This is a genomic window from Glaciecola punicea ACAM 611 (genome assembly GCF_000252165.1).
Taxonomy (GTDB): Bacteria; Pseudomonadota; Gammaproteobacteria; order Enterobacterales; family Alteromonadaceae; genus Glaciecola; species Glaciecola punicea.
Genome location: NZ_BAET01000002.1, coordinates 24,811 through 47,841, shown reverse-complemented (window position 1 = coordinate 47,841; position 23,031 = coordinate 24,811). Strand labels below are relative to the sequence as shown.

The window sequence follows — 23,031 nt, the reverse complement described above, 5'->3', positions numbered from 1 at the left end:
CTCAATACTTTTACACCCACTTGCTATGTCTATTAAAGCACTGCGGTATCGAAATGGCGTGTTTTGTAGTAGCATCTGCATTATCGCTATAAGAACGTAATGAAACATGCAATGAAGCGCTCGCAAAACCCTATGGGGCTCCATCATAAAGAGAGATACGCTATTGAATCCTAATGTTGTCGATAATTTATTAAGCCAATCTGGGCTTGACCAACAAAACCTCACGCAGTTGTTAGACCTTATTCTAGATTACAAAATTGACTTTGCCGATCTATATTTTCAGTTATCTCAGCATGAAAGCTGGGTGTTAGAAGATGGAATTATAAAAGACGGCAGCTATAATATTGAACGAGGCGTTGGTGTACGCGCTATTACTGGCGAACAAACGGGTTTCGCATATTCAGATGAAATTAGCCTAAAAGCGCTGCAAGAAGCCTGTAAAGCCTCACGTAGCATTGCCAAAAGTGGTCGCAAAGTATCGGTAACGGGGTTCACAAGCTCAAGTAATAAGGCGCTTTATACTAGCAGTAATCCGCTGCTGAAAATGACCGACGCCGACAAAGTTGACATACTTAAAAGGGTGGACAGTTACACTCGCCTTAAAGCACCAGAGGCTAGTCAAGTTAGCGTTAGTTTAACCGGCGTGTACGAAGAGATATTAATCGCCGCTACTGATGGCACATTCGCTACCGACATTCGTCCCCTTATTCGCTTAAATTGCTCAGTGTTGCTAGAAAAAGATGGAAAACGAGAGCGTGGAAGCTCTGGTGCTGGCGGACGCAGAACCTATGATTTTTTTGAACAAACCATTGAATCGGGGCAACTGCGGTATGAGCAAATCGCTGATCAAGCGATACACATGGCGCGCGTTAACCTTAACGCTATTGCAGCACCTGCTGGCGCGATGCCGGTCGTACTAGGCAGTGGTTGGCCTGGCGTGCTGCTGCATGAAGCGGTAGGGCATGGACTAGAGGGTGATTTTAATCGAAAAGGCGCATCTACTTTCAGTGGCCGTATGGGCAAGCAAGTAGCATCACGTGGCGTAACCGTAATTGATGATGGTACTATGGACGACCGCCGTGGTTCACTGTCAATAGACGATGAAGGTACGCCTACTCAGCGTAACGTACTCATTGAAGACGGCATACTGACTGGTTATATGCAAGACAAGCACAATGCTGGCCTAATGGGTGTAAAGCCCACGGGGAATGGGCGTCGAGAATCATATGCGCACCTGCCTATGCCGCGTATGACCAATACCTACATGCTGGGCGGTGAACATTCACCACAGGACATTATTGGGTCAGTGGATAAAGGTATTTACGCGCCTAATTTTGGTGGTGGACAAGTAGATATTACCTCGGGCAAATTCGTGTTTTCAACCTCAGAAGCCTACCTTATTGAAAAGGGTAAAATTACTCACGCTATTAAGGGAGCAACGCTGATTGGTAACGGCCCCGAGTCGATGCAAAAGATTTCTATGATAGGGAACGACTTAGCCTTAGATGCGGGCGTTGGCGTATGTGGTAAGGATGGTCAATCTGTGCCTGTTGGTGTGGGCCAACCTACCCTTAAAGTAGATCAAATGACGGTAGGCGGGACCGCTTAACTGAGTATAACAGCTAAGCGATACTTACGGATGATGACATTATGAGTGACAGGCTTAAAGAGCATGATACTGAAGGTAAGTACTGACCTTCTTATAAGCCTAATTAGGTAAAATAAACATTACTTTGCCTTTTTCAACTCTATCACTTCAGCGTTTTCTTGCTCTAGCAAGCTGTCTGCTGAAGTGCCTTTAAAGATCTTGCTGACTGACTCTTTGTTTTTTGCCAATAATATACCTAACTCTTCTGCGAGTTCCTCGCTAAGTTTTACTCCTTTTGCTTGAATATAGGCGGTAAGATTGTCGGCGACTTCTAGCATTTTATCGTATTGATCGGCTTCTTTTTTGTCGGTGGTGACCAATTTGTCGACTCCCTTATGTTGCACTACATATTGCGTAATGACTGCCATGTTGCACTCCAATGGTTGATGAGTTGTTGAAAAATTTGTGGTCTTAAATTACCTGATGAATGTTTAAATACCGTATCAGGTTTTCTTATTAAGCGTTTGTAAATAATACTCTGAGCTAAAAGCGTTCTGTATAAAGTTGTTCACAGCGCTATTAGCAAAGCATGTTATGCTCACACTGGATTAAAAACCACCCTGCTTGACTAATATAACGTTTTATACTGTATAAATAAACAGTTTATTTAAATTGGCATTGGTCGACGTCAGTAATTTTCAGGCCTAAGGATAAGCAGCATGTTTAATTTTTCAAATGTGAGGGCCATTATCTTTGATTTGGACGATACCTTAGTCAAAACCAGCTTGGATTTTGTCACCTTAAAAGCAGAGATTGGTTGCACTAAAGAAGATGATATTTTGAGCTATATCGCACGCATTGATTGCCCCATAGAGCGTGCTAGTGCAAATCAAATAGTTTTGGACCATGAAATACAAGACGCGCATACCTCTGTCTGGCTGCCGGGCGCGTTAACCTTTGTCAATCAGGCTAGGGCAACGGGCCTGCCTCTAGCGATAGTCACTCGTAACTGCCAGCTAGCGACACAAATTAAAATTGCTAATAACAATATTCCCATCGATATAGTACTCACACGAGATGACGCACCCGCGAAGCCCGACCCTACTGGCCTTCTCAGCATTGCCAAGAACTGGCAAATCGCGCCGCCTGATATTGCCTACATAGGCGACTACATTTATGATATTCAAGCCGCTCACAACGCTAATATGCAGGCTTGGTTATATAAGCAAGAAAGCAATGAACATTTATATGACTACGGTAAGAATCTACGTTATATTGCTGCACAGCAGGATTAACCTAGCTTACAAGCACAAACAACACATTTAAACGTCCGAAAATTGACAGTCGCCGACCTATTTTTGATTGTGCAATAAGTGTGGATTGTATACATTGAGTGGAGAATATTTAAAAAGGTATTATCGTAAAGCGTCAATATACAAACACTTAATATCCTTATGCCCAATGGATGTAGTATTAAAAGGAAGTAGTATTAAAAGGATGTAGTATGAGATTTATTTTAAGGAATGGCGCCGTGTCATGCGTAGTCGGCACATGTTATATATCGCCCTGTGTTGCGCGAGCAGACACAGGCGTCGAATACGAAGTATTTTTGCCACAGTTTGTATTTTTTGGTCTAGGCACTTCCGTCTTAATGATGAGTGTTACCGCTATTCTGGCTTTTATACTAGGGGTATTTGCCAAGCGCTTGCGGTATAGCTTTTTATGTCTAGACAATCTAACTGCACACAAATCTTGCATATCTTTGCGCAGCGCAAAACAGTGTAAGTCTGTTTGCCATAATGCACCTAATAATATAACACCACGGTGTGTGCTAGATTCGCTTATTGAAGACCATAGTCGTTATGAAGTTAGCTTAAGTCATTATTACATCAGCGAAAGCTGGGTTTGTTTGCCCACCAACATTATCGTTGAGCAGCTAAGCTGGCTAGCGGATAAGCCTGTTACTATCAATTTCAGCAATCATATTGACGATGTTAACAACACAAATATTAGCGTCTGCCCAATCTGGTTTAGCAAGGCCATTCATGAACTACTCAGCAATGCTCTCAAGCACAACCATAATAAATCTAATTTAACAGTATTTATCAACACTTTTATAGAAGATAAGGTATTTACTGTCAGTGTGTCTGACAATGGGGCTGGCATATCTGACACAATTACCAATGCACTCTCAAGCGCAGCTAATGCTATTAGTCAATGCCCACAGATAGTTTATGCTCAGCTCTATGGCCCGATTAACTTACTTAGCATGCAATCCCTACTTCGCAAAGTAGGGGGTTCATTAAAGGTTACGAGTGCGCGTCAGTTTTTAACCAAAATTACACTAAAACTACCGATTCTGGATAAACCTACTGCCACTAATATAAGCACCAAAGCAGGCGAGATTGATCAAGATGAAATACTGCAAGCGCCTAACAGTGCCTCATCAATTTCATGCGCCTCAACGCCACTTTCGCAAGCAAAGAAAAACGATGCACCAACAAATTGCAGCAGTGACTCACAAATAAGTCTGCAGGTTGAAGATTGTATTTCGACTTATAATACTTATGCTGCTCCATCAAAAGATGTGGGTGATCTTGCGTCGAGCCGATTTATTAAAAAGTTTAATCGACTTTTGCTAGACCATTATTGCGAGGAGTCTTTTAATAAACCCCAAGCCGCAAACATAATGTTAATGACAGATAAAACACTGACAAGAAGGTTACACCAGCATTATCATTTAGGCTTTGTTGAAACGCTTAGAAAGTTTCGGCTACACAAGGCAACAAACCTGCTGTTAAATGGTGACAGTGTGACGAATGTCGCGCTTGATACTGGCTTCAGCTCGCCTTCTTATTTTGCGCAGTGTTTTAAACTTGAGTTTGGCTTTGCACCATCAATGTTGCTTAAATACATGACGGTGCAAGGGGCTAGTTAGGCTGTGGGCTAAGTTTGATGCCTTACATAGGCTTAATCGTGACCGCTTAGAATTTTTATCTGAGAAATATCGGTGTCGCCCTTGAGGATTTTTAAAACAGCGTCTTGGGTCAGCGTTCTCATGCCGTCAAGTATCGCTTGAGCTTTCATTTCACTGGCTGCAGACTCTTGATAGACCAAGGCCCGTAAATCGTCAGTCATCGCTAACAGCTCGTGAACGCCGGTTCGCCCTCTATATCCGCTATCACCGCAGCTGCCACATCCGGCTGCTTTATACAGCATTATCTCATCGGCTAAGCCTAACTCAGCATAGAACTTATCGCCATACTGACGTTTAAGAAAAGACATATCGCTTTGTGAGGCCGGATATTCCTTCTTGCAATCTGGGCAAAGGGTTCTAATAAGACGTTGCGCTAGAATACCCACGCAGGCATCTGAGAAATTAACAGGATCAAGGCCCAAATCCAATAAACGCGCAATGGTTTCTGGCGCCGAATTTGTATGCAGGGTCGACAGCACTAAGTGACCCGTCAGCGAGGCTTCAATCCCTGCATGCGCTGTTTCTTTGTCGCGCATTTCACCAATAAGAATAATGTCAGGGTCGGCACGTAAAAATGCGCGCAGTGCATTGGCGAATGTAAAGCCGATTTTAGGATTTACTTGCACCTGCTGCAGGCCGGCTTGGGTTATTTCTACTGGGTCTTCAGCAGTCCATATCTTCTTATTCGGCGTATTTAAGTAGCCTAATATTGCGTGTAAGGTTGTTGTTTTACCGCAGCCGGTAGGCCCAACCACTAATAATATACCGTGTGGTTTTTTAACCATGTTTTCAAGCATATCAAGATTACGTTTCGACAGGTTCATTTTACCTATAGGCATGGCGCTACCTGCAGCCAAAATACGCATGACGGCGCCTTCTCCAGCAATAGTAGGAATAGTGGCAACGCGCACTTCTACCGCTTGCCCAGACATCTTAAAGGCTAATTTGCCGTCTTGTGGCACCCGTTTTTCGGCAATATTCAAACTTGACATAATTTTAATACGCGCAATAACCGCGCTATGATGCGAAGCCGGTACTTGCGTGAAGTCACGTATCACGCCGTCCACCCGCATTCTGACGCGTGTTGCTGCGCCCTTTTCTGGGTCAATATGAATGTCAGATGCGTTTAGTTTTTTTGCGTCGTGAAGTACTCGACTCACCAGCCTAACAACGGCTGGTGCATCTTCTGCTAAGTCTTCATTGCCGTCGTCGTCATCGCCCGTGATGCCTATTTCGTCGAGTATCTCATCCATTTCACCAGGGCCTGCGCCGCTGCTGTTTTCGCCTAAATATTGTAAAATTTGACTGGGTAGACCTACCGCTATTTCATAACTATCTATCCCTAATGCACTTTCTATTTCCATTAGCAGCGAAGCGTTGTTAGGCTCTGACATAAGCACAATAGGCATATCGCGTACATCGCGCATATCGGCTAATACGGCAACGTAATTACGCTTCAAGTAAGGTAGGTTGAGCTTAGTGTCGGTTTGATATAAGTGATAGTTGTCAGGAAAGTAAGGTATAAACGGTACCTGATAATGCACGCTTATTGCAGTGCCAATCTCTTTCTCAGCAACGTGATGTTCCGATATTAGGCGCTGCACCGACTCTTTCATGGTTGAGTCTTGACTGAGCTCTTCTATAATCTTACGGCTGACTAAGTTTTTATGCACTAAGTAATCAAAAGGCTTGCTAGTGCCGCCAAGTTCATATCGGAACTTATCCCCAAGCTTGTCAGTTATTGCAAGTGCCAAGCTAAGATCGCTGTCACTAAACCCAGCGCTGTTGTCGGTGTTTATTATTTGCATAACACCCATTAACACACCCGCGTTCATTACCGGTATACACAGAATGTTATTGGTTTTAAATTGGCTGCTCTGATCAAACTTTTCGTCAAAGCGTAGTCTGGAATGTATGTTTTCTAGGAGCTCGTCGTTATAGGGATCGTTAATGATGAGGGCTTGCTGCGCTATGGCAACATAGCCGACAATAGACTGCGGACTCATCGATACTTTAATTTCGCGCGTTTCTTCGCCCGTTTTAAAACGGGCTACTAAGTCTTGATGCTGCAGCCGGCGCTGAAATAAGGACATGCGCTTAGCGTTAAAAACTCGCAAAATCAAGGGTTCTATTCGTTGATATGCCGCCATTAAGCTATGTGACTCATTCAACTGAGTGTGCAAGGTTTGAAGCATAGTGGCATGTTGCGTACTGTCGACCATAAACTGAGAAATTTCCTTAATGCTACAAAAGGGTGCTGTTAAGCGCTAAAACAGATTTGATATAGACGTTTATCGGCTAACGCGTGCTTTTTCTTGATGCAGTATTTGCTTTATGTTTAGGATAAGTAGTTAGCATACCTTTATTAATGCGAGATAAAAGCTGACCCTTGTATAGGTTTTATCTGGTTATCGTTAATATTTAAAATTTGAGTTTGCGGGTCCTCAATAATAGAACTAAGTGATTTTTTTCATATTCTCACTTGCCAAAAGTCAATAAGGCTGTATACTTTGCGCCCAATGTTATCGATGCACTAAGTTAAATTGCGTGTCTTTAGCACATTGTAGTGGGTGGTTATCTAGGTCAATCAGCGCTTGTCGCTACTTTAGGTAACTGCTAGTTAGCAATCGAAGTTTTGCATAAAGTACTTGCAAGTTTGTATACACACTACCCATGAACAGGACCTCAATAAGAGGTCATTGGTTTACGCACATCTTTTCTCCCAGTTCTCTTTACCGAGAAGTAAGGGATACGAAAAGATGATTTTTATTGTTCTTTCGATTGGAGCTTAATCGATGCCAAATCAAAGAATTCGTATTCGTTTAAAAGCGTTTGATCACAAGTTGATCGATCAGTCTACAGCGGAAATCGTTGAAACAGCTAAGCGTACAGGCGCCCAGGTTAGTGGACCAATTCCATTACCTACCCGCAAGGAACGTTATACTATTTTGGTTTCTCCGCACGTAAACAAAGACGCGCGCGATCAGTACGAAATCCGCACACATAAACGTTTAGTAGATATCATTGAACCAACTGATAAAACAGTTGATGCTTTGATGAGATTGGATTTAGCCGCGGGCGTTGATGTACAAATCAGCCTAGGCTAATAGAAGAGGGTAATAACAATGTCGATTGGTCTTATCGGTCGTAAAGTAGGTATGACACGCATCTTCACTGAAGATGGCGTCTCTATTCCTGTGACTGTTATCGAAGCGACCCCGAACCGTGTGACTCAGTTACGTACTGAGGACACCGATGGTTATCGTGCACTACAAGTTACCGCTGGTACCAAGAAAGCAAATCGCGTCAACAAAGCTTCAGCAGGTCATTTTGCTAAAGCGGGCGTAGAAGCTGGTCGTGGACTATGGGAATTTCGTCTTGCAGATAACGAGGGTGCTGATATTGAAGTAGGCAGTGAATTAACTGTTGAAATCTTCAACGACACTAAAAAAGTCGATGTAGCAGGCACATCTAAAGGTAAAGGTTTTGCGGGTGTAATTAAACGTTGGAACTTTAGTTCTCAGCGTATGACACACGGTAACTCACTGTCTCACCGTGCACCGGGTTCAATTGGTCAAAACCAATCACCTGGTAAAGTGTTTAAAGGCAAGAAAATGGCCGGTCAGCTTGGTAACAAGCGTATCACCACTCAGTCTTTAGAACTTGTACGCGTAGATCTTGAAAACAACCTTTTGTTAATTAAAGGTGCCGTACCTGGCGCTACTGGCGGCGATGTGATCGTGTTGCCAGCTGGCAAAGCGTAACTGGGAGTGAACTGATGGAATTAACATTGAAAGACGCCAAAGGCGCTCTTGAAGTATCAGACGCCACTTTTGGTCGTGAATTTAACGAAGCCCTAGTTCACCAAGTGGTTGTTGCATTTGGTGCGGGTGCTCGTCAAGGTACTAAAGCACAAAAAACAAGAGCTGAAGTACGTGGTGGTGGTAAAAAGCCATGGCGTCAAAAAGGAACTGGCCGTGCACGTGCTGGTACTATCCGAAGCCCAATTTGGGTTGGTGGTGGTCGCGCATTCGCCGCTAAGCCTCGTGACTTCGAGCAAAAAGTAAACAAAAAGATGTACCGTGGAGCGCTTAAGAGCATTCTATCTGAATTGGTACGTCAAGACCGGTTGATAGTAGTTGAAAAGTTTGGTGTAGATGCGCCAAAAACTAAAGAACTAATAGCCAAACTTAATGAACTAGAACTTAAAGACGTGTTAATTGTAACGAGCGAAGTAGATGAGAACTTGTTCTTAGCCTCACGCAATCTTTACAAGGTAGACGTTCGTGACGTTCAAGGTATCGACCCTGTTAGTTTAATTGCTTTTGAAAAAGTATTAATAACAGCCGACGCAGTTAAGCAACTTGAGGAGGCATTAGCATGAACGAACAACGTTTATTAAAAGTGCTACTAGCACCTCATGTTTCAGAAAAGTCGACTATGGCATCTGAGACTAACAATTCTTTTGTATTTAAAGTGTTACCTGATTCAACGAAAGCTGAAATTAAAGCGGCCGTTGAGAAACTTTTCGAAGTTGAAGTTCAAGGCGTACGCACTTTAAATGTTAAAGGAAAAGTTAAGCGTCACGGTCAGTCGTTCGGTAAACGCAGCGACTGGAAAAAAGCATATGTTGTGCTTAAAGAAGGTCAAGACATCGACTTCGTCGGTGGCGCTGAATAAGGGGATTTGACATGCCATTGTTAAAAGCAAAACCTACTTCCGCTGGTCGTCGTCATGTTGTTCAGGTAATCAATCCTGATCTACATAAAGGAGCGCCTTACGCGCCTTTATTAGAAAAAAACAGCAAGTCTGGTGGACGTAACAATACAGGTCGTATTACAGTACGTCACATTGGTGGTGGTCATAAGCATCACTACCGCGTGATAGACTTTAAACGCAACAAAGACGGCATTCCAGCCAAAATTGAGCGTTTAGAATATGATCCAAACCGTTCTGCAAATATCGCACTAGTGCTTTACGCAGACGGCGAGCGTCGTTATATGCTTTCGCCTAAAGGCGCTAAAGCAGGCGATGCAGTTCAATCTGGTGCTGATGCTCCTATTAAAGCCGGTAATGCTATGCCTATGCGTAACATGCCTGTTGGAACAACAGTACATGCGATCGAAATGAAGCCTGGCAAGGGTGCTCAAATAGCACGTTCTGCTGGTGCATATGCACAAATCTTAGCGCGTGAAGGTTCTTATGTGACCTTACGATTACGCTCAGGTGAAGTGCGTAGAGTCTTGTCTGACTGCCGTGCAACAATCGGTGAAGTGGGTAATTCTGAGCATATGCTTCGTTCACTAGGTAAAGCTGGCGCAACACGCTGGCGCGGAGTTCGCCCAACTGTTCGTGGTGTAGCCATGAACCCAGTTGACCACCCACACGGTGGTGGTGAAGGTCGTACGTCTGGTGGTCGTCATCCAGTAAGCCCTTGGGGTGTTCCTACTAAAGGTAAGAAAACCCGAAGCAATAAGCGTACCGATAAACTTATCGTACGTCGTCGTAACAAGTAAAAGCGAGGATTCACCATGCCACGTTCTCTCAAGAAAGGTCCCTTCATTGACCTGCACTTGCTGAAGAAGGTAGAAGCTGCATTGGAAAAGAAAGACAAGAAACCAATTAAGACTTGGTCTCGTCGTTCCATGATTAGCCCTGATATGATCGGGTTAACCATTGCAGTCCATAACGGTCGCCAGCACGTTCCTGTATTTGTCAGTGACGAAATGGTTGGTCATAAGTTGGGCGAATTTGCTCCAACGCGTACTTATCGCGGCCATGTCGCAGATAAGAAAGCCAAACGATAAGAGGAGTAAGAAATGGAAGCATTAGCTAAACATCGTCATGCTCGCACGTCGGCTCAAAAGGCACGCTTGGTAGCAGATCAAATCCGCGGGTTACACGTCGAGAAAGCGCTTGAAGTGCTTACTTACAGCCCAAAGAAAAGCGCTGGTTTAATCAAGAAGGTTCTTGAGTCTGCCATCGCGAATGCCGAAAACAACGAAGGCGCAGACATTGATGACTTATCAGTGTCTAAAATCTTCGTTGACGAAGGCCCAACTATGAAGCGTATTAAGCCACGGGCGAAAGGCCGTGCTGATCGTATTTTTAAGCGTAGCAGTCACATAACCGTGATTGTAGCGGATAACTAGGAGTAGATAATGGGACAGAAAGTTCATCCTACCGGTATACGCCTGGGTATCAGCAAACCATGGACATCAACCTGGTACGCTAATACAGCAGAGTATGCCGACAATTTATACAGTGACCATCAAGTTCGTCAGTATCTGACTAAAGAACTTAAGAATGCATCACTTTCAAAAATCGTGATCGAGCGCCCAGCGAAAAGCATACGTGTCACTGTACACACTGCCCGCCCTGGTGTAGTAATCGGTAAAAAAGGTGAAGACGTAGAAAAGTTACGTAATCACATCACTAAGCTTGCTGGCGTACCAGCACAAGTGAACATTGCCGAAGTTCGGAAGCCTGAGTTAGATGCACAGCTAGTAGGAGATTCAATCTCTAGCCAGTTAGAGCGTCGTGTTATGTTTCGCCGTGCTATGAAGCGCGCTGTACAAAACGCAATGCGTCTAGGTGCTTTAGGTATCAAGGTTCAAGTCAGTGGTCGTTTAGGTGGTGCTGAAATCGCACGTGCTGAATGGTATCGTGAAGGTCGTGTACCATTGCATACATTCCGTGCAGATATTGATTACGCCACATCTGAAGCGTTAACTACCTATGGAATCATTGGTGTTAAGGTTTGGATCTTCAAAGGTGAAGTGCTAGGTGGTTTACCACTTACACACGAGCAACCAGCTCCATCTGCACCGAAGAAGAAAGGTCGTAATCCTAAGCGAGAGGGTTAATCATGTTACAACCAAAGCGTACGAAATTTCGTAAGATGCATAAAGGTCGTAACCGTGGACTTGCTGTTGCCGGTGGTAAAGTAAGTTTCGGCACCTATGGCCTTAAATCAGTTGGCCGTGGTCGCATGACTGCTCGCCAAATTGAAGCTGCACGTCGTGCCATGACTCGTCATGTTAAGCGTCAAGGTAAAATCTGGATTCGTGTGTTTCCTGATAAGCCCATTACTCAGAAGCCTCTTGAAGTGCGTCAGGGTAAAGGTAAAGGTAACGTTGAATACTGGGTTTGCCAAATTCAGCCAGGTCGTGTTTTATATGAAATGGAAGGTGTACCAGAACAAATTGCTCGTGAAGCGTTTGCTTTGGCCGCGTCTAAATTACCATTTAAAACCACCTTTGTAACTCGGACGGTGATGTAATGAATACGACAGAACTGAGAGCAAAAAGTGTAGAAGAACTAAACACTGAGTTAACTAGCTTGCTACGCGAGCAGTTTAACTTACGTATGCAGAACTCTACCGGTCAGTTAGAACAAACTGCCCAAATCAAAACAGTACGTCGTAGTATTGCACGTGTTAAAACCATATTGACTCAGAAAGCTGGAGAATAAGATGTCTGAACAAAAAATTCGTACAGTCCAAGGTCGTGTGGTAAGTAACAAAATGGATAAAACCATTACTGTTATGGTAGAGAGATTTGTTAAGCACCCAATTTACGGAAAGTTTATCAAGCGCTCTACTAAGTTACATGCACACGACGAAGCTAATGTTTGTAACGAAGGCGATTTAGTATCTGTTACTGAATGCCGTCCTTTGTCAAAGTCTAAGACTTGGATGTTAGTTGACGTTTTAGAAAAAGCCCGCGTATAACGCAGATCTTTTCTAAGCACCACAAAAAGCGCTATTTGTTATGAATAGCGCTTTTTTTATGTCTGCTATACAGACATAAACTAGAGTGCAAAACTAAATGCTAATATTTACCGTGGCACGATTAAAATGTTAACCTCTAACAATGACTACTTTATTCGGATAATGATTAAGCGCTATGGTGTTGTCAGACAAATTTAACCGGCAATTTGAATATTTGAGACTCTCTGTTACTGACGTGTGTAACTTTAGCTGTCAATATTGCCTGCCAGACGGCTATAAGAGATCTCATCAGCAGCGATTTTTGAGTCTAGATGAAATACAGCAGGTGGTTTCGGTTTTTGCCGAGTTAGGCACCAAGAAAGTCAGGATCACCGGCGGTGAGCCCTGCCTACGTTCAGATCTCCCACGTGTTATCGACCTTGTCCGCAAGCAAGACGCAGTAGAGAAAATAGCGCTTACTACGAATGGTTTTAGGCTGGCTAAAATGGCCGCACAGCTTAAAGATGCAGGCCTAAATAGTGTCAACGTGAGTATTGACAGTTTCGACCCTAAGCAGTTCCAACTTATTACCGGCTATAGCGATTTAGCGGGTATACTCAAAGGCGTTGAAATTGCTGCTAATATTGGGCTAGAAATAAAGCTTAATCTGGTGCTAATGAAGCAGTTTAATGCCAGCGTGCTTAAAAACGTGCTGGTATTTATAAAAGACAAGCCCATTACTTTCAGGTTTATTGAACTAATGGAAACAGGCGACAATCCTATTTTCTTTGAGCAACAGCATATGCGCGCCTCAAATATTGAAACTTCGTTACAAGAAAACGGATTCACAAGGGTGTTAACAGACAAGCTATCGGGCCCCGCAAAGGTGTACCAGCACCCTAATTATATCGGCAAGGTTGGCGTAATTTCGCCATATGAAACTGGGTTTTGTGATAGCTGCAACAGGCTTCGTGTATCGGCTATCGGCAAACTGCATTTGTGTTTATTTGGAGAGCAAGGTTACGATTTACGCTGGGGCCTAAACGATGAGAAGCGAGAAAACCTTATTGCTTATTTACAGTCGGTCGTGGCAACAAAGAAAGCGTCACATTTTTTACACGAACGACAAACCGGCGCCACTACGCATTTAGCCATGTTAGGCGGTTAGTGCTTTTTCAAATATGCTCAACGACAACTAATTACACCTTATTTATGACACAAAAATATCCCGTCTCTGCCTATGCGTCGCTTATATACAATATGGCGCGCTATGCCTATACTCTGCTACTATGCTGTTTGCTGCCCATAGGGTTGCTGTTATTCAAGAAAAAATCAAACGCTGACGTAGAGCCGCTTGAAAATCGTTCGTTTTTGGAAAGGTTTGGCAAAGTGGGCCATTTAAGCAAAACCGGCGGTATTCATATTCACTGTGTATCGGTGGGAGAAATTAACGCGGCAAGTGGGCTCATTCATTCTTTATTACAAGAATATCCCGATATACCCATTACGCTGACCACTTCATCTACCACCGGCGGTGTTCACGCCTATAATATGTTCAAGGACAGGGTGTCGCATAATTATTTACCCGTAGACATTCCTTTGTTTATTAATCGATTCTATAAAAAGCTTAAGCCGTGTTTGGTCTTGATAACCGAGGTTGAAGTGTGGCCCAATATGCTGCATGTTTGCACTAAACGAGGCGTGCAGGTGGTACTTATAAACGCCCGCATGACGACTAAATCTTTGCGCCGCTACAGACAATTTTCATGGCTTTTTAGACCTACCTTTCGGCAGTTTAGCTTGATCTGCGCCCAGAGTTCAGAGTCGTTTGAGAACTTTGTGGCCTTTGGAGTTTATAAGAACAAGCTAAAACTGACGCGTAATATGAAGTTTGATTTATTGCCTAATCTAGCCGACGAAGCGTTAGGTAAGCAAATACTCAGCGATTATAAATTAGGCACTAGGCCAATATTGCTAGCGGCGTCTACGCATGATCCTGAAGAGAAAATGCTGCTAAATACTTATAAGCATCTTAAACAGCGCCACCAAGACCTACTCTTAATTATGGTGCCGCGCCACCCCCATCGCTTCGAGGACGTGCATCATCTGATGCGCGCGACGGGATTTAATGTGGCAAGGGTGTCGCAAAGTGGCAAATGTGTGGACAAGTCGAGTTTGGCATTTGTATCAAGTAAGGTCTCAGTACCAGACGCCCCAGAAAAGCAAACAGAAAAGCCAATTGATTGCCTGTTAGTGGACACAATGGGCTGGCTTAAAGCCTGCTACAGCATATGCACAGTGACTTTTGTTGGCGGTAGTTTTGCCCCTAAAGGCGGTCACAACGCTTTAGAAGCGGCGCTCTATGCAAAACCAATCGCAATGGGCCCCAGTACCTTTAACAACCCTTCCATTTGCCAACATCTTGCCCTACAAAATGCGCTCATGGTGACCCACAGTGAGCAGGCCCTAACAGAAGTGTTCCAACATTGGCTATCGCGACCACAAGACGCTACCAAAGACGGTGAACGAGGCTTGCAAGTACTGCTTAAAAACGCCGGCGCCGTTGAATACACCATGAGTATACTGCGGCCCATACTCGACCAGAAAAATTAATGCCCAGTGTCGCCAAGAAAGAATTTCTTTTAATATACTAATTACATAGCGCTAATTTAATTAAGATAGTTTATGAAAGTTACTGTTTTTAGCAGTCAGGATTACGATAGAGATTTCTTCAAACGTTATTGCCCAGACGATATTAGTTTTGATTTTCAGGATGCTAATTTGAATGAGCATACCGCAGTTTTAGCCACCAATACCGCTAGCACGATCTCCTTGGGCGGCAGCCTGCAATAATTGACTTTTTATGGCTGCATATTCATGGCTTGACAAAAGCACGCCCTGTTCTTTTCCGTTTCTCGTAATACAAACTGGCTCGGATTGAGCACTCATCTTATGACCGCAATAGGTCGAAACTTGCTAAAAGTAAGCAAGCTCCTTTTGGAGGCTGGGCTTATAAATTCCCGATGGTGATTTTACTCACCGTCGACTGGAAAACCCCTATCGCGCAATAAGGCTTCCACTTTCGCATCGCGACCTCTGAATTTACGGTAGGCTTCGCTTGGCTCCATTGCGTTTCTAACGGAAAATAAGTACTTAACTAAACGTTCACTTAGTTCTTCGTCGTAGAAACCACCCGGTGACTGCGCAAAGGCTTCAGCAGCGTCGGAGGTGAGTACCTCGGCCCACATGTAGCCATAATAGGCTGAAGCATAGCCTTCGCCTCTGAATATGTGCCCAAAGTGGGGTGAGCGGTGACGCATTACTATTTCTTCTGGCATGCCGAGTGCTTTAAGCTGCTCTGTTTCAAAGCTGTCAGGTTCAATAGTGGCTGGATCGGTAGTGTGATAACGTAAATCCATTATTGCCGAGGCCATATATTCGGTTGTTTTAAAGCCTTCGTTGAAGGTTGATGCCGCTTTTATCTTTTCAACCAAAGAGGCTGGTATAGGCTCACCTGTTTTATAATGCACCAAATAATTGTTAATGACTTCGTCGGTTAAAATCCAGCGCTCTAACAGCTGAGACTGAAACTCGGTGTAGTCGCGAACGCCTGAGTGCGAGCTTGGATACACCACATCTGCTGAAAGGAAATGCAAGGCATGCCCAAATTCGTGGAAGTAAGTCTCGGCATCATCCCACGATATTAGTGTTGGTTCGCCGTCAGCGCCTTTTACGAAGTTAGAGTTATTTGACGATAAAACCGTTTTTTCGCCGTCAAATGTCGTGTACGAACGATATGTGGTTGCCCATGCGCCAGAGCGTTTGCCTTGACGTGCAAAGGGATCTAAATACCATAGACCAATAAACTTGCCACTGGTTTTGTCGGCCACTTCCCACACTTTTACATCTTCATGGAACACCGGTACTTTGCCGTCTTGTACTGGCGTGAATTCGAAATTAAACAAGCGATTAGCCACATAAAACATAGCCTCGCGCAGGTTATCAAGCTGCAGGTACTGTTTTACTTCGTCTGAATCTAGCGCAAACTTGTCTTTTCTAACCTGCTCTGCATAAAAACGATAGTCCCACGGTTGTATAGTAATGTCAGCGCCTTGTGCGTCGGCTATCGCCTGCATGTCGGTAACTTCTTCTTTAACGCGGGCAATGGCCGAAGGCCATACGCGCTGCATTAAATTCATCGCGTTTTCAGGCGTTTTCGCCATGCGATCTTCTAAACGCCACTGCGCATAATTGTCGTAATCGAGTAAGCGTATGCGTTCGTGGCGAAGCTTTAATATTTGCTTGATTAGCGCATTGTTGTCAAATTCATCGGCGTTGTCGCCGCGGCTATAATACGTTTCCCATACCTTTTGGCGCAGTTCACGATTGCTTGAATAGGTTAAAAATGGATCCATAGAAGAACGCGTGTTAGTGATTGCGAACTTACCGGCTTGGCCACGCTGTTGTGCCATAGAGGCTGACGCTTTAACGAAAGAATCAGGTAGTCCTGCTAGCTGGTCTTTGTCTAAAAATAAAACGTAGTTTTCTTCATCTGCCAGTACGTTGTTGCCAAATTGAGTATGTAGTGAAGAAAGCTCTTGATTAATGGCAGCATAACGCTTTTTATCCGCATCATTTAATAGTGCGCCGTCTCTTACAAAACCTTGATAGCCATTGGTAACTATGCGCTGTTCTTCCATGGTGAGCGTGTTTATCTCATCGCTGTCGTGCACTGCTTTTATGCGTTCAAATAGCGCTTTATTTTGTGATATTTCAGAGCGGTAGGTCGACAATAACGGCGCCATTTCTCGTTGAATATCTCTAAATTCGGCGCTTGATTTGTTTGAACTCCAAATGCCATAGTAGGTGAATACGCGGTTAAGGGCACTGCCGGCTCTTTCCATGGCAATGAAGGTATTGGCGAAAGTTGCAGGCTCAGGATTATTCGCTATTGCATTATATTCCGCTAAGGACTCTTTCATTCCTATGGTTAAGGCGTCTTTGAGTGAGCCCAAATCCATTTTATCAAAAGCAGGCACGCCGCCATAAGGGCCTTTGAATTCGGCTAATAAAATGTTGTCGTACTGAGCGCTTTGAGCCGAGGCAGCGCTTTGCTCAATGCTTGAACCTGTACTTGTAGAATTGTTAGACGGTGGCGAACACGCTGATAATGCCAATACGATGCTTGCGGCGAGCAGGCTAGTACTTATTTTTTTCAAAAGTATTTCCTTAAATATGAACGTTTATTTTGATTTATCAAGTAGCACCATTAATGGGCGCACTTTGCTTTTACTATACGATTAATGCTTTAATTATAATGCTGTAATTAGCAATACGACTGACTTAGTTAAACACAATTGTTTTGCTTTCAAATACAATTACTCTGTCTTCAATATGGTAACGAAGGCCGTTAGCTAAGGCGTTTATTTCGCATCGCTTACCTTTTCTGACCATATCATCGCTGCTGTCGCTATGCGATATTCGCATTACTTCTTGCTCAATAATAGGCCCTTCATCTAGTACACTGGTCACGTAATGGCAGGTTGCGCCAATAAGCTTAACGCCCCTGTCGTAGGCCTGTTGATAGGGTTTAGCGCCTACAAATGAAGGTAAAAAGCTATGGTGAATATTAATGATTTTACCGCTAAGGCGCTGGCATACGTCATCCGGGATTATTTGCATAAATCTGGCTAGCACGGTCAAGTCAACTTTGTAGTCGCGAATAAGCGCCTCAATGTGAGCAAAGGCCTCAGTCTTGTTGCTAAAGTCGATATAATGAAAAGGTATTTCATACCAGTCAGCATACTTTTGCATACTTTTGTGGTTACCAATAATACAGGGAATATCGCAGTTTAATTCGCCAGTATGCCATCTGTGTAACACATCATTTAAGCAGTGTTCTTCTTTACTCACCAGCAAGGCTACTTTAGGTTTAGAACGAGAGCTGTTGAGGCTCCATCGCATATCATACTTTTGTGCAAGCTGCGCAAAGGCCTGCTTAAAGTCAGTGTGATTTAGCTTGAGCGAATTCGCGGCTATTTCATGGCGCATAAAAAAACGCGCCAGCTTTACATCGGTATGATGACTGGCTTCAAGAATACTTGCGTTTACCGACGCAAAAAACTGAGAAACCGCTGCCACAAGCCCTACTTGGTCAGGGCAATCTATGACTACTCTATAGGTACTTGCATCCATATTATTTTCTGCACTAGGCAAAACGCATCTCCAAAATCGCTAGGGGTAATTACCGTGTGCTTAGCACCGTGTCGACGGTAGAAGGGCTTGGAAAACCGTCTGCAACCAAGCCATTTTGAGCTTGAAACTGCCTTATACCTTCGCGTGTTGCTGGCCCCATAATACCGTCGGCGCCGCCCACATCATAGCCTAATTCATTAAGCTTGTTTTGAAGCTTAACAATATCACTTATCTTGAAACTGGGTAAATCAGGCAGTGTGGCATGCAAACCTGCACCGCCCGCGATTTGATTGGCTAACTGGCCCACTGCAATGGCGTAAAACTCGCTGTTGTTCCAACGCATAATGGTGCGAAAATTAGCGTAGGTTAAAAATGCAGGCCCTTGATGACCCGCAGGCACCCGTAAGCGTGACTCTATGTCACTGTTAGGCAGTGAACTACCGTCGCCCTTCACAATACCCAGCGCTTTCCATTGAGTAATGGTTTTCACTTCGTTATTAGCTAACTGAAAGTCGAACCCTTGTGGAAGTTTCACCTCACGTCCCCAACGAAGTCCTGGTTGCCAGCCTAACTGCCATAAGAAATTCGCACCTGATGCTAAGGCATCTTTTTCACTTTCCCATAAGTCTATTTTACCGTCGCCGTCGCCGTCTATTGCATAATTCGTGTAGGTGGTAGGCATAAATTGGGTATGTCCCATGGCACCGGCCCAAGAACCTTGCATCTCTTCACGCTTTAAGTCTTGAGAGTCCATCAGCTTTAAGGCTAAAAACAGCTCGTTGGAAAAAAAGCGAGAGCGGCGTTCGTCACAGGCCAAGGTGGCCAAGGAATCAAGCGTTGACATTGTGCCTTTAAAGCCGCCATAGTTAGTTTCAAGGCCCCAAAATGAAATCAAATAATGACCTGGTATACCGTACTGGTCAGTTAATGTTCTTAAGAACTCGCGATGCTCTGCGTATTTTTCACGGCCCTTAGTAATGCGCCACTCGTTTACACGCTTTGAAAAGTAGTTAGGGAAGGTGGATACAAACTCAGGCTGGCTGCGATCTAATTCAATCACCCGTGGAATAAAAGTGAAGCCGTCAAACTCAGCATTTACTCTAGACTGACTGACGCCTGCATTTAGGGCTTCCACTTTTTTGCCTTCAAGGCACTGACCAAAATTGGCCTTGTTTTGAGCTACAAGCGACGCTACGTCTTGGGTTTGAAGGGCGAGTGTGGTAAAAGACACACTGCATAGAACAGCGATAGCGCTCAATAGATTTATGGGTTTCGAAAAACTACATTTGTTTAATAAGGCGTGCAACGATAATGGAGCGCGAGATTTATGCGTCTGCTTCATCGCAGCTTGATCCACGAGTGTAACGCAAGGTAATGTATTCAAGTTAGTTTTCAAAAAGCGCATCCTTGGATAAGGTATTGGTAACAAAGGCTTGGTATACTCTACCGAGAATTACTTCCTTAAACAATCAAATAAAAGTGAATAAGACGATCAAGCTCTTATAACATGCAGCCATAACGAAGAGCTTAATTACCTTATCTTCATAGCGTATCAGTTCATGCGGGTACAGCTTAAAGTATAGCGCAGCAAGCGGTTCTCAATCATGTTGCATACAATGAATAACATCCGGGAACTTTACCGTAATATAACATCCTAAGAATGGCAAATATTGGTAACAAAATGCGAAAAAAAGGTAAACAAGTGAACAAAAAGCGGATTAATTTCACGCCGTTTCAATGGTTAAAACGTCATTTTGGTAAACTTATACTGCTATCTGCTGCAGTTGTAGTGGCCTATCTTGTTTATTTAGACGCGCAAATTAAACCAAGATTTGAAGGCAATAAGTGGCAAGTACCGGCGCAAATATATGCACGCCCGCTTACCATGGATGTTAAACAAGAAATTACCATGCAAGAAGTCGTGGATGAGCTTTCCTTTCTAGGATATCGTAAAAAGTCCACCATTAGTGAGTTAGGCGAATACTCACAAAGCAGCAATAGCCTCGTTATTTATCGCCGTGAATTTAATTATCCCGATACTTTATACCCTGCCCAGAGAATGCAAATAAGCTGGGAAGGCCCCCGTATTTCTCGGATTGAAATACTTGATAACGGCAATGTTTTATCGCGCACGAGTTTAGAGCCTTGGCTGGTATCACGCTTGGTTAGCGGCCTAGACGAAGACCGCATGTTAATGGCTGACGCCGACATCCCTTACCTATTAAAAGCAGGCCTGGTGGTGGTTGAAGATAGAAACTTTTACACGCATCATGGCGTCGCGCCTCTTTCTATTTTACGCGCTCTTATGGCTAACATAAGCGCCGGCAGAACGGTGCAAGGCGGCAGTACTCTTACCCAGCAGCTGGTGAAAAACCTGTTTTTAACCCGCGAACAGTCTTATCTCAGAAAACTTAAAGAGGCCGCCATGGCCTTGGTTATTGACGCACGCTATAGCAAAAATGAAATTCTAAACGCCTATATAAACGAAGTGTTCTTAGGCCAAAATGGCGCCGTAGCGGTGCATGGATTTGGCTTGGGCAGCCACTATTTTTTCAACAAGCCCTTGAACGAGCTGGCGATTGAAGAAATTGCCACGCTGGTAGGTTTGGTTAAAGGTCCGTCGTATTTTGATCCTAAACGGCATATTGAACGCACAACCAAGCGCAGAGACTTAGTGCTGCGGCTTTTACTGGAAGCGAGTGAAATTACGCCCCAAGAATATGAAACGGCGGTGAGTCGACCCTTAGTAACAAATGACAGCCCTAGTCTTGCTTCGGGTAAGCACCCTGCTTTTATGGATAAAGTGCGCGCAGAGCTTAGCGAAGTGGTACAAACTAAAGAATCGAGAATGTCGGGGGTAAAAGTCTTTACCACGCTGGATATAAACGCCCAAAGACGGGCAGAAAATGCGGTCACACAAGTAGTCTCAGCTAAGTCAAAAACCTACAAGCAGCCGAATTTAGAAGCGGCACTGGTCATGTCAGACATTAAAACAGGCGGGATTAGAGCAATAGTAGGCGGCAAAAATACCGCCTTTGCAGGATTTAACCGAGCACTGCGAGCGCAGCGGGCTATTGGCTCCCTGATTAAACCGGTAACTTTTTTAAGCGCGCTTGAAGATCCCAGTCAGTTTACCTTAGCCACGCTGCTAGATGACAAGCCAATCACCTTTGACGATGCCGATGGCAAAAAATGGGCGCCGCAAAATGCCGATAAAGAATTTAGAGGACAAGTATTATTAGTCGATGCGCTGATAAAATCATACAACGTGCCTAGCGTAAACTTGGCCGCAGCAATAGGCTTTGATGAAGTAGTTCGAAGCCTTAACAGGCTAGGTGCTAATACCCAAACAAGAGCGCTTCCGTCGGTTGCATTAGGCGCGGTGGAGCTTTCGCCACTGCAGGTGAATCAGGTGTATCAAACTATCTCAAACAACGGTGTATTCAAGCCTTTGTACTCGTTGTATGCGGTTACCACACATAAAGACCAGCTTTTATGGAAACGTACCAATCGTGAGCAAATACGGGCTAACGAAGACGCGACTTATTTAGTCAACTACGCGTTGCATAAAGTGACTACCCACGGCACTGCTAGACGCATAAAAGCTGAGTTTCCTAACATTAATATGGCAGGAAAAACCGGCACCACCGATGACTACCGTGACAGCTGGTTTTCAGGTTTCGACCGAAACCTAGTGACCACTGTATGGCTTGGTAATGACAACAACACGCCTATTAATATGTCGGGTGCAACGGGTGCTTTACCTATATTTATAGCCCTGCAAAAGCAGCAGTCGCCAAAAACCTTGGTAAGACGGTTTCCGCGTAGCTTAACGATCGCCCATTTCAATCAAGTTACGGGCGAGCAAACACTGCCAGGCTGCCCTGACGTGATTAGTGTGCCAGCGATTAAGTCTGCCTTGGGCGAGCCAAGCGGCTGCCTTAGTCAACCCAAACCTGTTATTCAACCCACCGAGGGTAAAAAGTCGTGGTGGGAGCGTTTATTTGGTCCTTAGCATAGGCGCACCATAAATGTTCAAGATAGGGCACTTGCACCATTGCAGTGCTCTTATTTATTTATAACCATCCCTTTCTCAATGTAAGCTTATGAAAAATAAGATTATTAATTTCTGGCATTCCTTTTGTATTGTTTTGTGTTAACACATCACATTAACGTGTAATCACGCAGGAGCAACACATGAAATTAGTCACTGCCATCATAAAACCCTTCAAGCTAGACGATGTTCGAGAAGTCATCTCTGACATCGGTATAGATGGCTTAACGGTTACTGAGGTAAAAGGTTTTGGCCGCCAAAAAGGCCACACCGAGCTTTATCGAGGCGCTGAATATCAAGTCGATTTCTTACCCAAAGTAAAACTTGAAATAGCGGTGCAAGACGATCAGGTAGAGCGCTTAATAGAAGCTATTGTTGGCGCAGCAAAAACCGGCAAAATCGGTGACGGCAAAGTATTCGTGTACGACTTGTTACAAGCCGTGCGTATTCGAACCGGCGAAGTTGACGACGAAGCCTTATAAGTAAATTTTTTGGGGAACACCACA

General features: G+C 44.1%; 25 protein-coding genes. 19 read left to right on the top strand and 6 right to left on the bottom strand.

All coding sequences use genetic code 11. From position 1 onward, the window contains the following. Positions 1-163: 163 nt before the first annotated feature. Positions 164-1,609 (top strand): metalloprotease TldD, encoded by a 1,446-nt coding sequence (tldD, locus tag GPUN_RS00220; RefSeq protein WP_006002192.1) that lies wholly within the window; start codon positions 164-166, stop codon positions 1,607-1,609. 119 nt (positions 1,610-1,728) lie between these two features. Here the strand turns inward: tldD and GPUN_RS00215 are convergent, their stop codons facing one another. Further along, a complete protein-coding gene (locus tag GPUN_RS00215) occupies positions 1,729-2,016 on the bottom strand; it encodes a YebG family protein (protein WP_006002190.1) in 288 nt (95 codons plus the stop codon). Between the two features lie 291 nt (positions 2,017-2,307). Between GPUN_RS00215 and GPUN_RS00210 the strand changes: the two genes are divergently transcribed. Then, the gene (locus GPUN_RS00210; protein WP_006002189.1) at positions 2,308-2,883 is read left to right on the top strand and encodes an HAD family hydrolase; all 576 of its coding nucleotides are present in this window, start codon (positions 2,308-2,310) and stop codon (positions 2,881-2,883) included. A gap of 209 nt (positions 2,884-3,092) precedes the next feature. Then, a complete protein-coding gene (locus GPUN_RS00205; protein WP_006002187.1) occupies positions 3,093-4,526 on the top strand; it encodes a helix-turn-helix domain-containing protein in 1,434 nt (477 codons plus the stop codon). A gap of 32 nt (positions 4,527-4,558) precedes the next feature. Here the strand turns inward: GPUN_RS00205 and GPUN_RS00200 are convergent, their stop codons facing one another. After that, a complete protein-coding gene (locus GPUN_RS00200) occupies positions 4,559-6,787 on the bottom strand; it encodes a GspE/PulE family protein (RefSeq protein WP_006002185.1) in 2,229 nt (742 codons plus the stop codon). A 573-nt stretch (positions 6,788-7,360) separates the two neighbouring features. On the opposite strand from GPUN_RS00200, the gene rpsJ reads away from it, so the two are divergent. The 14 genes from rpsJ (at position 7,361) to GPUN_RS14435 (ending at position 15,129) form a co-directional block, all read left to right on the top strand. Further along, the gene (gene rpsJ / locus GPUN_RS00195) at positions 7,361-7,672 is read left to right on the top strand and encodes a 30S ribosomal protein S10 (RefSeq protein WP_006002183.1); all 312 of its coding nucleotides are present in this window, start codon (positions 7,361-7,363) and stop codon (positions 7,670-7,672) included. Positions 7,673-7,690: 18 nt separating this feature from the next. After that, entirely contained in the window at positions 7,691-8,329 is a 639-nt protein-coding gene (gene rplC, locus GPUN_RS00190; protein WP_006002181.1) for a 50S ribosomal protein L3, read from the top strand. A 14-nt stretch (positions 8,330-8,343) separates the two neighbouring features. Continuing rightward, positions 8,344-8,949: a 50S ribosomal protein L4 gene (gene rplD, locus GPUN_RS00185; protein ID WP_006002179.1), complete on the top strand. Its 606-nt coding sequence runs from the start codon at positions 8,344-8,346 to the stop codon at positions 8,947-8,949. After that, positions 8,946-9,245 carry a 50S ribosomal protein L23 gene (gene rplW, locus GPUN_RS00180; protein WP_006002178.1) on the top strand — a complete coding sequence of 100 codons (300 nt, stop codon included), beginning with the start codon at positions 8,946-8,948 and terminating at the stop codon, positions 9,243-9,245. Before rplD ends, rplW begins: the two co-directional genes overlap by 4 nt. An 11-nt stretch (positions 9,246-9,256) precedes the next feature. Next, a complete protein-coding gene (gene rplB, locus GPUN_RS00175; RefSeq protein ID WP_006002177.1) occupies positions 9,257-10,081 on the top strand; it encodes a 50S ribosomal protein L2 in 825 nt (274 codons plus the stop codon). 15 nt (positions 10,082-10,096) lie between these two features. Continuing rightward, positions 10,097-10,372, top strand: a complete 276-nt coding sequence (gene rpsS / locus GPUN_RS00170) for a 30S ribosomal protein S19 (RefSeq protein ID WP_040519841.1) — start codon at positions 10,097-10,099, stop codon at positions 10,370-10,372. Positions 10,373-10,384: 12 nt separating this feature from the next. Continuing rightward, positions 10,385-10,717: a 50S ribosomal protein L22 gene (gene rplV / locus GPUN_RS00165; RefSeq protein WP_006002175.1), complete on the top strand. Its 333-nt coding sequence runs from the start codon at positions 10,385-10,387 to the stop codon at positions 10,715-10,717. A gap of 9 nt (positions 10,718-10,726) precedes the next feature. Further along, complete coding sequence (gene rpsC / locus GPUN_RS00160) at positions 10,727-11,431, top strand: 30S ribosomal protein S3 (protein WP_006002174.1); 705 nt, start codon at positions 10,727-10,729, stop codon at positions 11,429-11,431. 2 nt (positions 11,432-11,433) lie between these two features. Beyond that, positions 11,434-11,847 carry a 50S ribosomal protein L16 gene (gene rplP / locus GPUN_RS00155; RefSeq protein ID WP_040519839.1) on the top strand — a complete coding sequence of 138 codons (414 nt, stop codon included), beginning with the start codon at positions 11,434-11,436 and terminating at the stop codon, positions 11,845-11,847. Next, positions 11,847-12,038: a 50S ribosomal protein L29 gene (rpmC, locus tag GPUN_RS00150; protein ID WP_006002172.1), complete on the top strand. Its 192-nt coding sequence runs from the start codon at positions 11,847-11,849 to the stop codon at positions 12,036-12,038. Before rplP ends, rpmC begins: the two co-directional genes overlap by 1 nt. A gap of 1 nt (position 12,039) precedes the next feature. Continuing rightward, positions 12,040-12,297: a 30S ribosomal protein S17 gene (rpsQ, locus tag GPUN_RS00145; protein WP_006002171.1), complete on the top strand. Its 258-nt coding sequence runs from the start codon at positions 12,040-12,042 to the stop codon at positions 12,295-12,297. Positions 12,298-12,475: 178 nt separating this feature from the next. Beyond that, a complete protein-coding gene (moaA, locus tag GPUN_RS00140; protein WP_040519892.1) occupies positions 12,476-13,444 on the top strand; it encodes a GTP 3',8-cyclase MoaA in 969 nt (322 codons plus the stop codon). Then, positions 13,444-14,889, top strand: coding sequence for a 3-deoxy-D-manno-octulosonic acid transferase (locus GPUN_RS00135; RefSeq protein ID WP_006002168.1), 1,446 nt, complete (start codon positions 13,444-13,446; stop codon positions 14,887-14,889). Before moaA ends, GPUN_RS00135 begins: the two co-directional genes overlap by 1 nt. 72 nt (positions 14,890-14,961) lie before the next feature. Further along, on the top strand, positions 14,962-15,129 hold the full coding sequence (locus GPUN_RS14435; protein ID WP_006002166.1) for a hypothetical protein: 168 nt from the start codon (positions 14,962-14,964) through the stop codon (positions 15,127-15,129). On the opposite strand, the gene GPUN_RS14090 is transcribed toward GPUN_RS14435, so the two are convergent. The 4 genes from GPUN_RS14090 to GPUN_RS00120 form a co-directional block, all read right to left on the bottom strand. Next, the gene (locus GPUN_RS14090; RefSeq protein WP_141567178.1) at positions 15,079-15,225 is read right to left on the bottom strand and encodes a type II toxin-antitoxin system prevent-host-death family antitoxin; all 147 of its coding nucleotides are present in this window, start codon (positions 15,223-15,225) and stop codon (positions 15,079-15,081) included. The two genes, GPUN_RS14435 and GPUN_RS14090, sit on opposite strands and share 51 nt — an antisense overlap. A gap of 83 nt (positions 15,226-15,308) precedes the next feature. Beyond that, entirely contained in the window at positions 15,309-17,495 is a 2,187-nt protein-coding gene (locus tag GPUN_RS00130; protein ID WP_006002164.1) for a M3 family metallopeptidase, read from the bottom strand. A gap of 124 nt (positions 17,496-17,619) precedes the next feature. After that, positions 17,620-18,471, bottom strand: coding sequence for a formyltetrahydrofolate deformylase (gene purU / locus GPUN_RS00125; RefSeq protein WP_040519890.1), 852 nt, complete (start codon positions 18,469-18,471; stop codon positions 17,620-17,622). Between the two features lie 49 nt (positions 18,472-18,520). Then, positions 18,521-19,813, bottom strand: a complete 1,293-nt coding sequence (locus GPUN_RS00120) for a lytic murein transglycosylase (RefSeq protein WP_006002157.1) — start codon at positions 19,811-19,813, stop codon at positions 18,521-18,523. Between the two features lie 318 nt (positions 19,814-20,131). Between GPUN_RS00120 and mrcB the strand changes: the two genes are divergently transcribed. Both mrcB and glnK read left to right on the top strand, forming a co-directional pair. Continuing rightward, positions 20,132-22,486 (top strand): penicillin-binding protein 1B, encoded by a 2,355-nt coding sequence (gene mrcB, locus GPUN_RS00115; RefSeq protein ID WP_006002155.1) that lies wholly within the window; start codon positions 20,132-20,134, stop codon positions 22,484-22,486. A 182-nt stretch (positions 22,487-22,668) separates the two neighbouring features. Continuing rightward, positions 22,669-23,007: a P-II family nitrogen regulator gene (glnK, locus tag GPUN_RS00110; RefSeq protein WP_006002153.1), complete on the top strand. Its 339-nt coding sequence runs from the start codon at positions 22,669-22,671 to the stop codon at positions 23,005-23,007. Positions 23,008-23,031: the final 24 nt, after the last annotated feature.

What these genes read in the sequence shown, in the direction of transcription:
- rpmC (WP_006002172.1), top strand. Translation starts at nt 11,847, where the DNA reads ATGAATACGACAGAACTGAGAGCAAAAAGTGTAGAAGAACTAAACACT.
- glnK (WP_006002153.1), top strand. Translation starts at nt 22,669, where the DNA reads ATGAAATTAGTCACTGCCATCATAAAACCCTTCAAGCTAGACGATGTT.
- GPUN_RS00215 (WP_006002190.1), bottom strand. Translation starts at nt 2,016, where the DNA reads ATGGCAGTCATTACGCAATATGTAGTGCAACATAAGGGAGTCGACAAA.
- GPUN_RS00210 (WP_006002189.1), top strand. Translation starts at nt 2,308, where the DNA reads ATGTTTAATTTTTCAAATGTGAGGGCCATTATCTTTGATTTGGACGAT.
- GPUN_RS00200 (WP_006002185.1), bottom strand. Translation starts at nt 6,787, where the DNA reads ATGGTCGACAGTACGCAACATGCCACTATGCTTCAAACCTTGCACACT.
- rplB (WP_006002177.1), top strand. Translation starts at nt 9,257, where the DNA reads ATGCCATTGTTAAAAGCAAAACCTACTTCCGCTGGTCGTCGTCATGTT.
- rplV (WP_006002175.1), top strand. Translation starts at nt 10,385, where the DNA reads ATGGAAGCATTAGCTAAACATCGTCATGCTCGCACGTCGGCTCAAAAG.
- rpsC (WP_006002174.1), top strand. Translation starts at nt 10,727, where the DNA reads ATGGGACAGAAAGTTCATCCTACCGGTATACGCCTGGGTATCAGCAAA.
- rpsQ (WP_006002171.1), top strand. Translation starts at nt 12,040, where the DNA reads ATGTCTGAACAAAAAATTCGTACAGTCCAAGGTCGTGTGGTAAGTAAC.
- rplP (WP_040519839.1), top strand. Translation starts at nt 11,434, where the DNA reads ATGTTACAACCAAAGCGTACGAAATTTCGTAAGATGCATAAAGGTCGT.
- GPUN_RS14435 (WP_006002166.1), top strand. Translation starts at nt 14,962, where the DNA reads ATGAAAGTTACTGTTTTTAGCAGTCAGGATTACGATAGAGATTTCTTC.
- GPUN_RS00205 (WP_006002187.1), top strand. Translation starts at nt 3,093, where the DNA reads ATGAGATTTATTTTAAGGAATGGCGCCGTGTCATGCGTAGTCGGCACA.
- rplW (WP_006002178.1), top strand. Translation starts at nt 8,946, where the DNA reads ATGAACGAACAACGTTTATTAAAAGTGCTACTAGCACCTCATGTTTCA.
- rpsJ (WP_006002183.1), top strand. Translation starts at nt 7,361, where the DNA reads ATGCCAAATCAAAGAATTCGTATTCGTTTAAAAGCGTTTGATCACAAG.
- GPUN_RS14090 (WP_141567178.1), bottom strand. Translation starts at nt 15,225, where the DNA reads ATGAGTGCTCAATCCGAGCCAGTTTGTATTACGAGAAACGGAAAAGAA.
- mrcB (WP_006002155.1), top strand. Translation starts at nt 20,132, where the DNA reads ATGGCAAATATTGGTAACAAAATGCGAAAAAAAGGTAAACAAGTGAAC.
- GPUN_RS00120 (WP_006002157.1), bottom strand. Translation starts at nt 19,813, where the DNA reads ATGAAGCAGACGCATAAATCTCGCGCTCCATTATCGTTGCACGCCTTA.
- rplD (WP_006002179.1), top strand. Translation starts at nt 8,344, where the DNA reads ATGGAATTAACATTGAAAGACGCCAAAGGCGCTCTTGAAGTATCAGAC.
- purU (WP_040519890.1), bottom strand. Translation starts at nt 18,471, where the DNA reads ATGGATGCAAGTACCTATAGAGTAGTCATAGATTGCCCTGACCAAGTA.
- rplC (WP_006002181.1), top strand. Translation starts at nt 7,691, where the DNA reads ATGTCGATTGGTCTTATCGGTCGTAAAGTAGGTATGACACGCATCTTC.
- rpsS (WP_040519841.1), top strand. Translation starts at nt 10,097, where the DNA reads ATGCCACGTTCTCTCAAGAAAGGTCCCTTCATTGACCTGCACTTGCTG.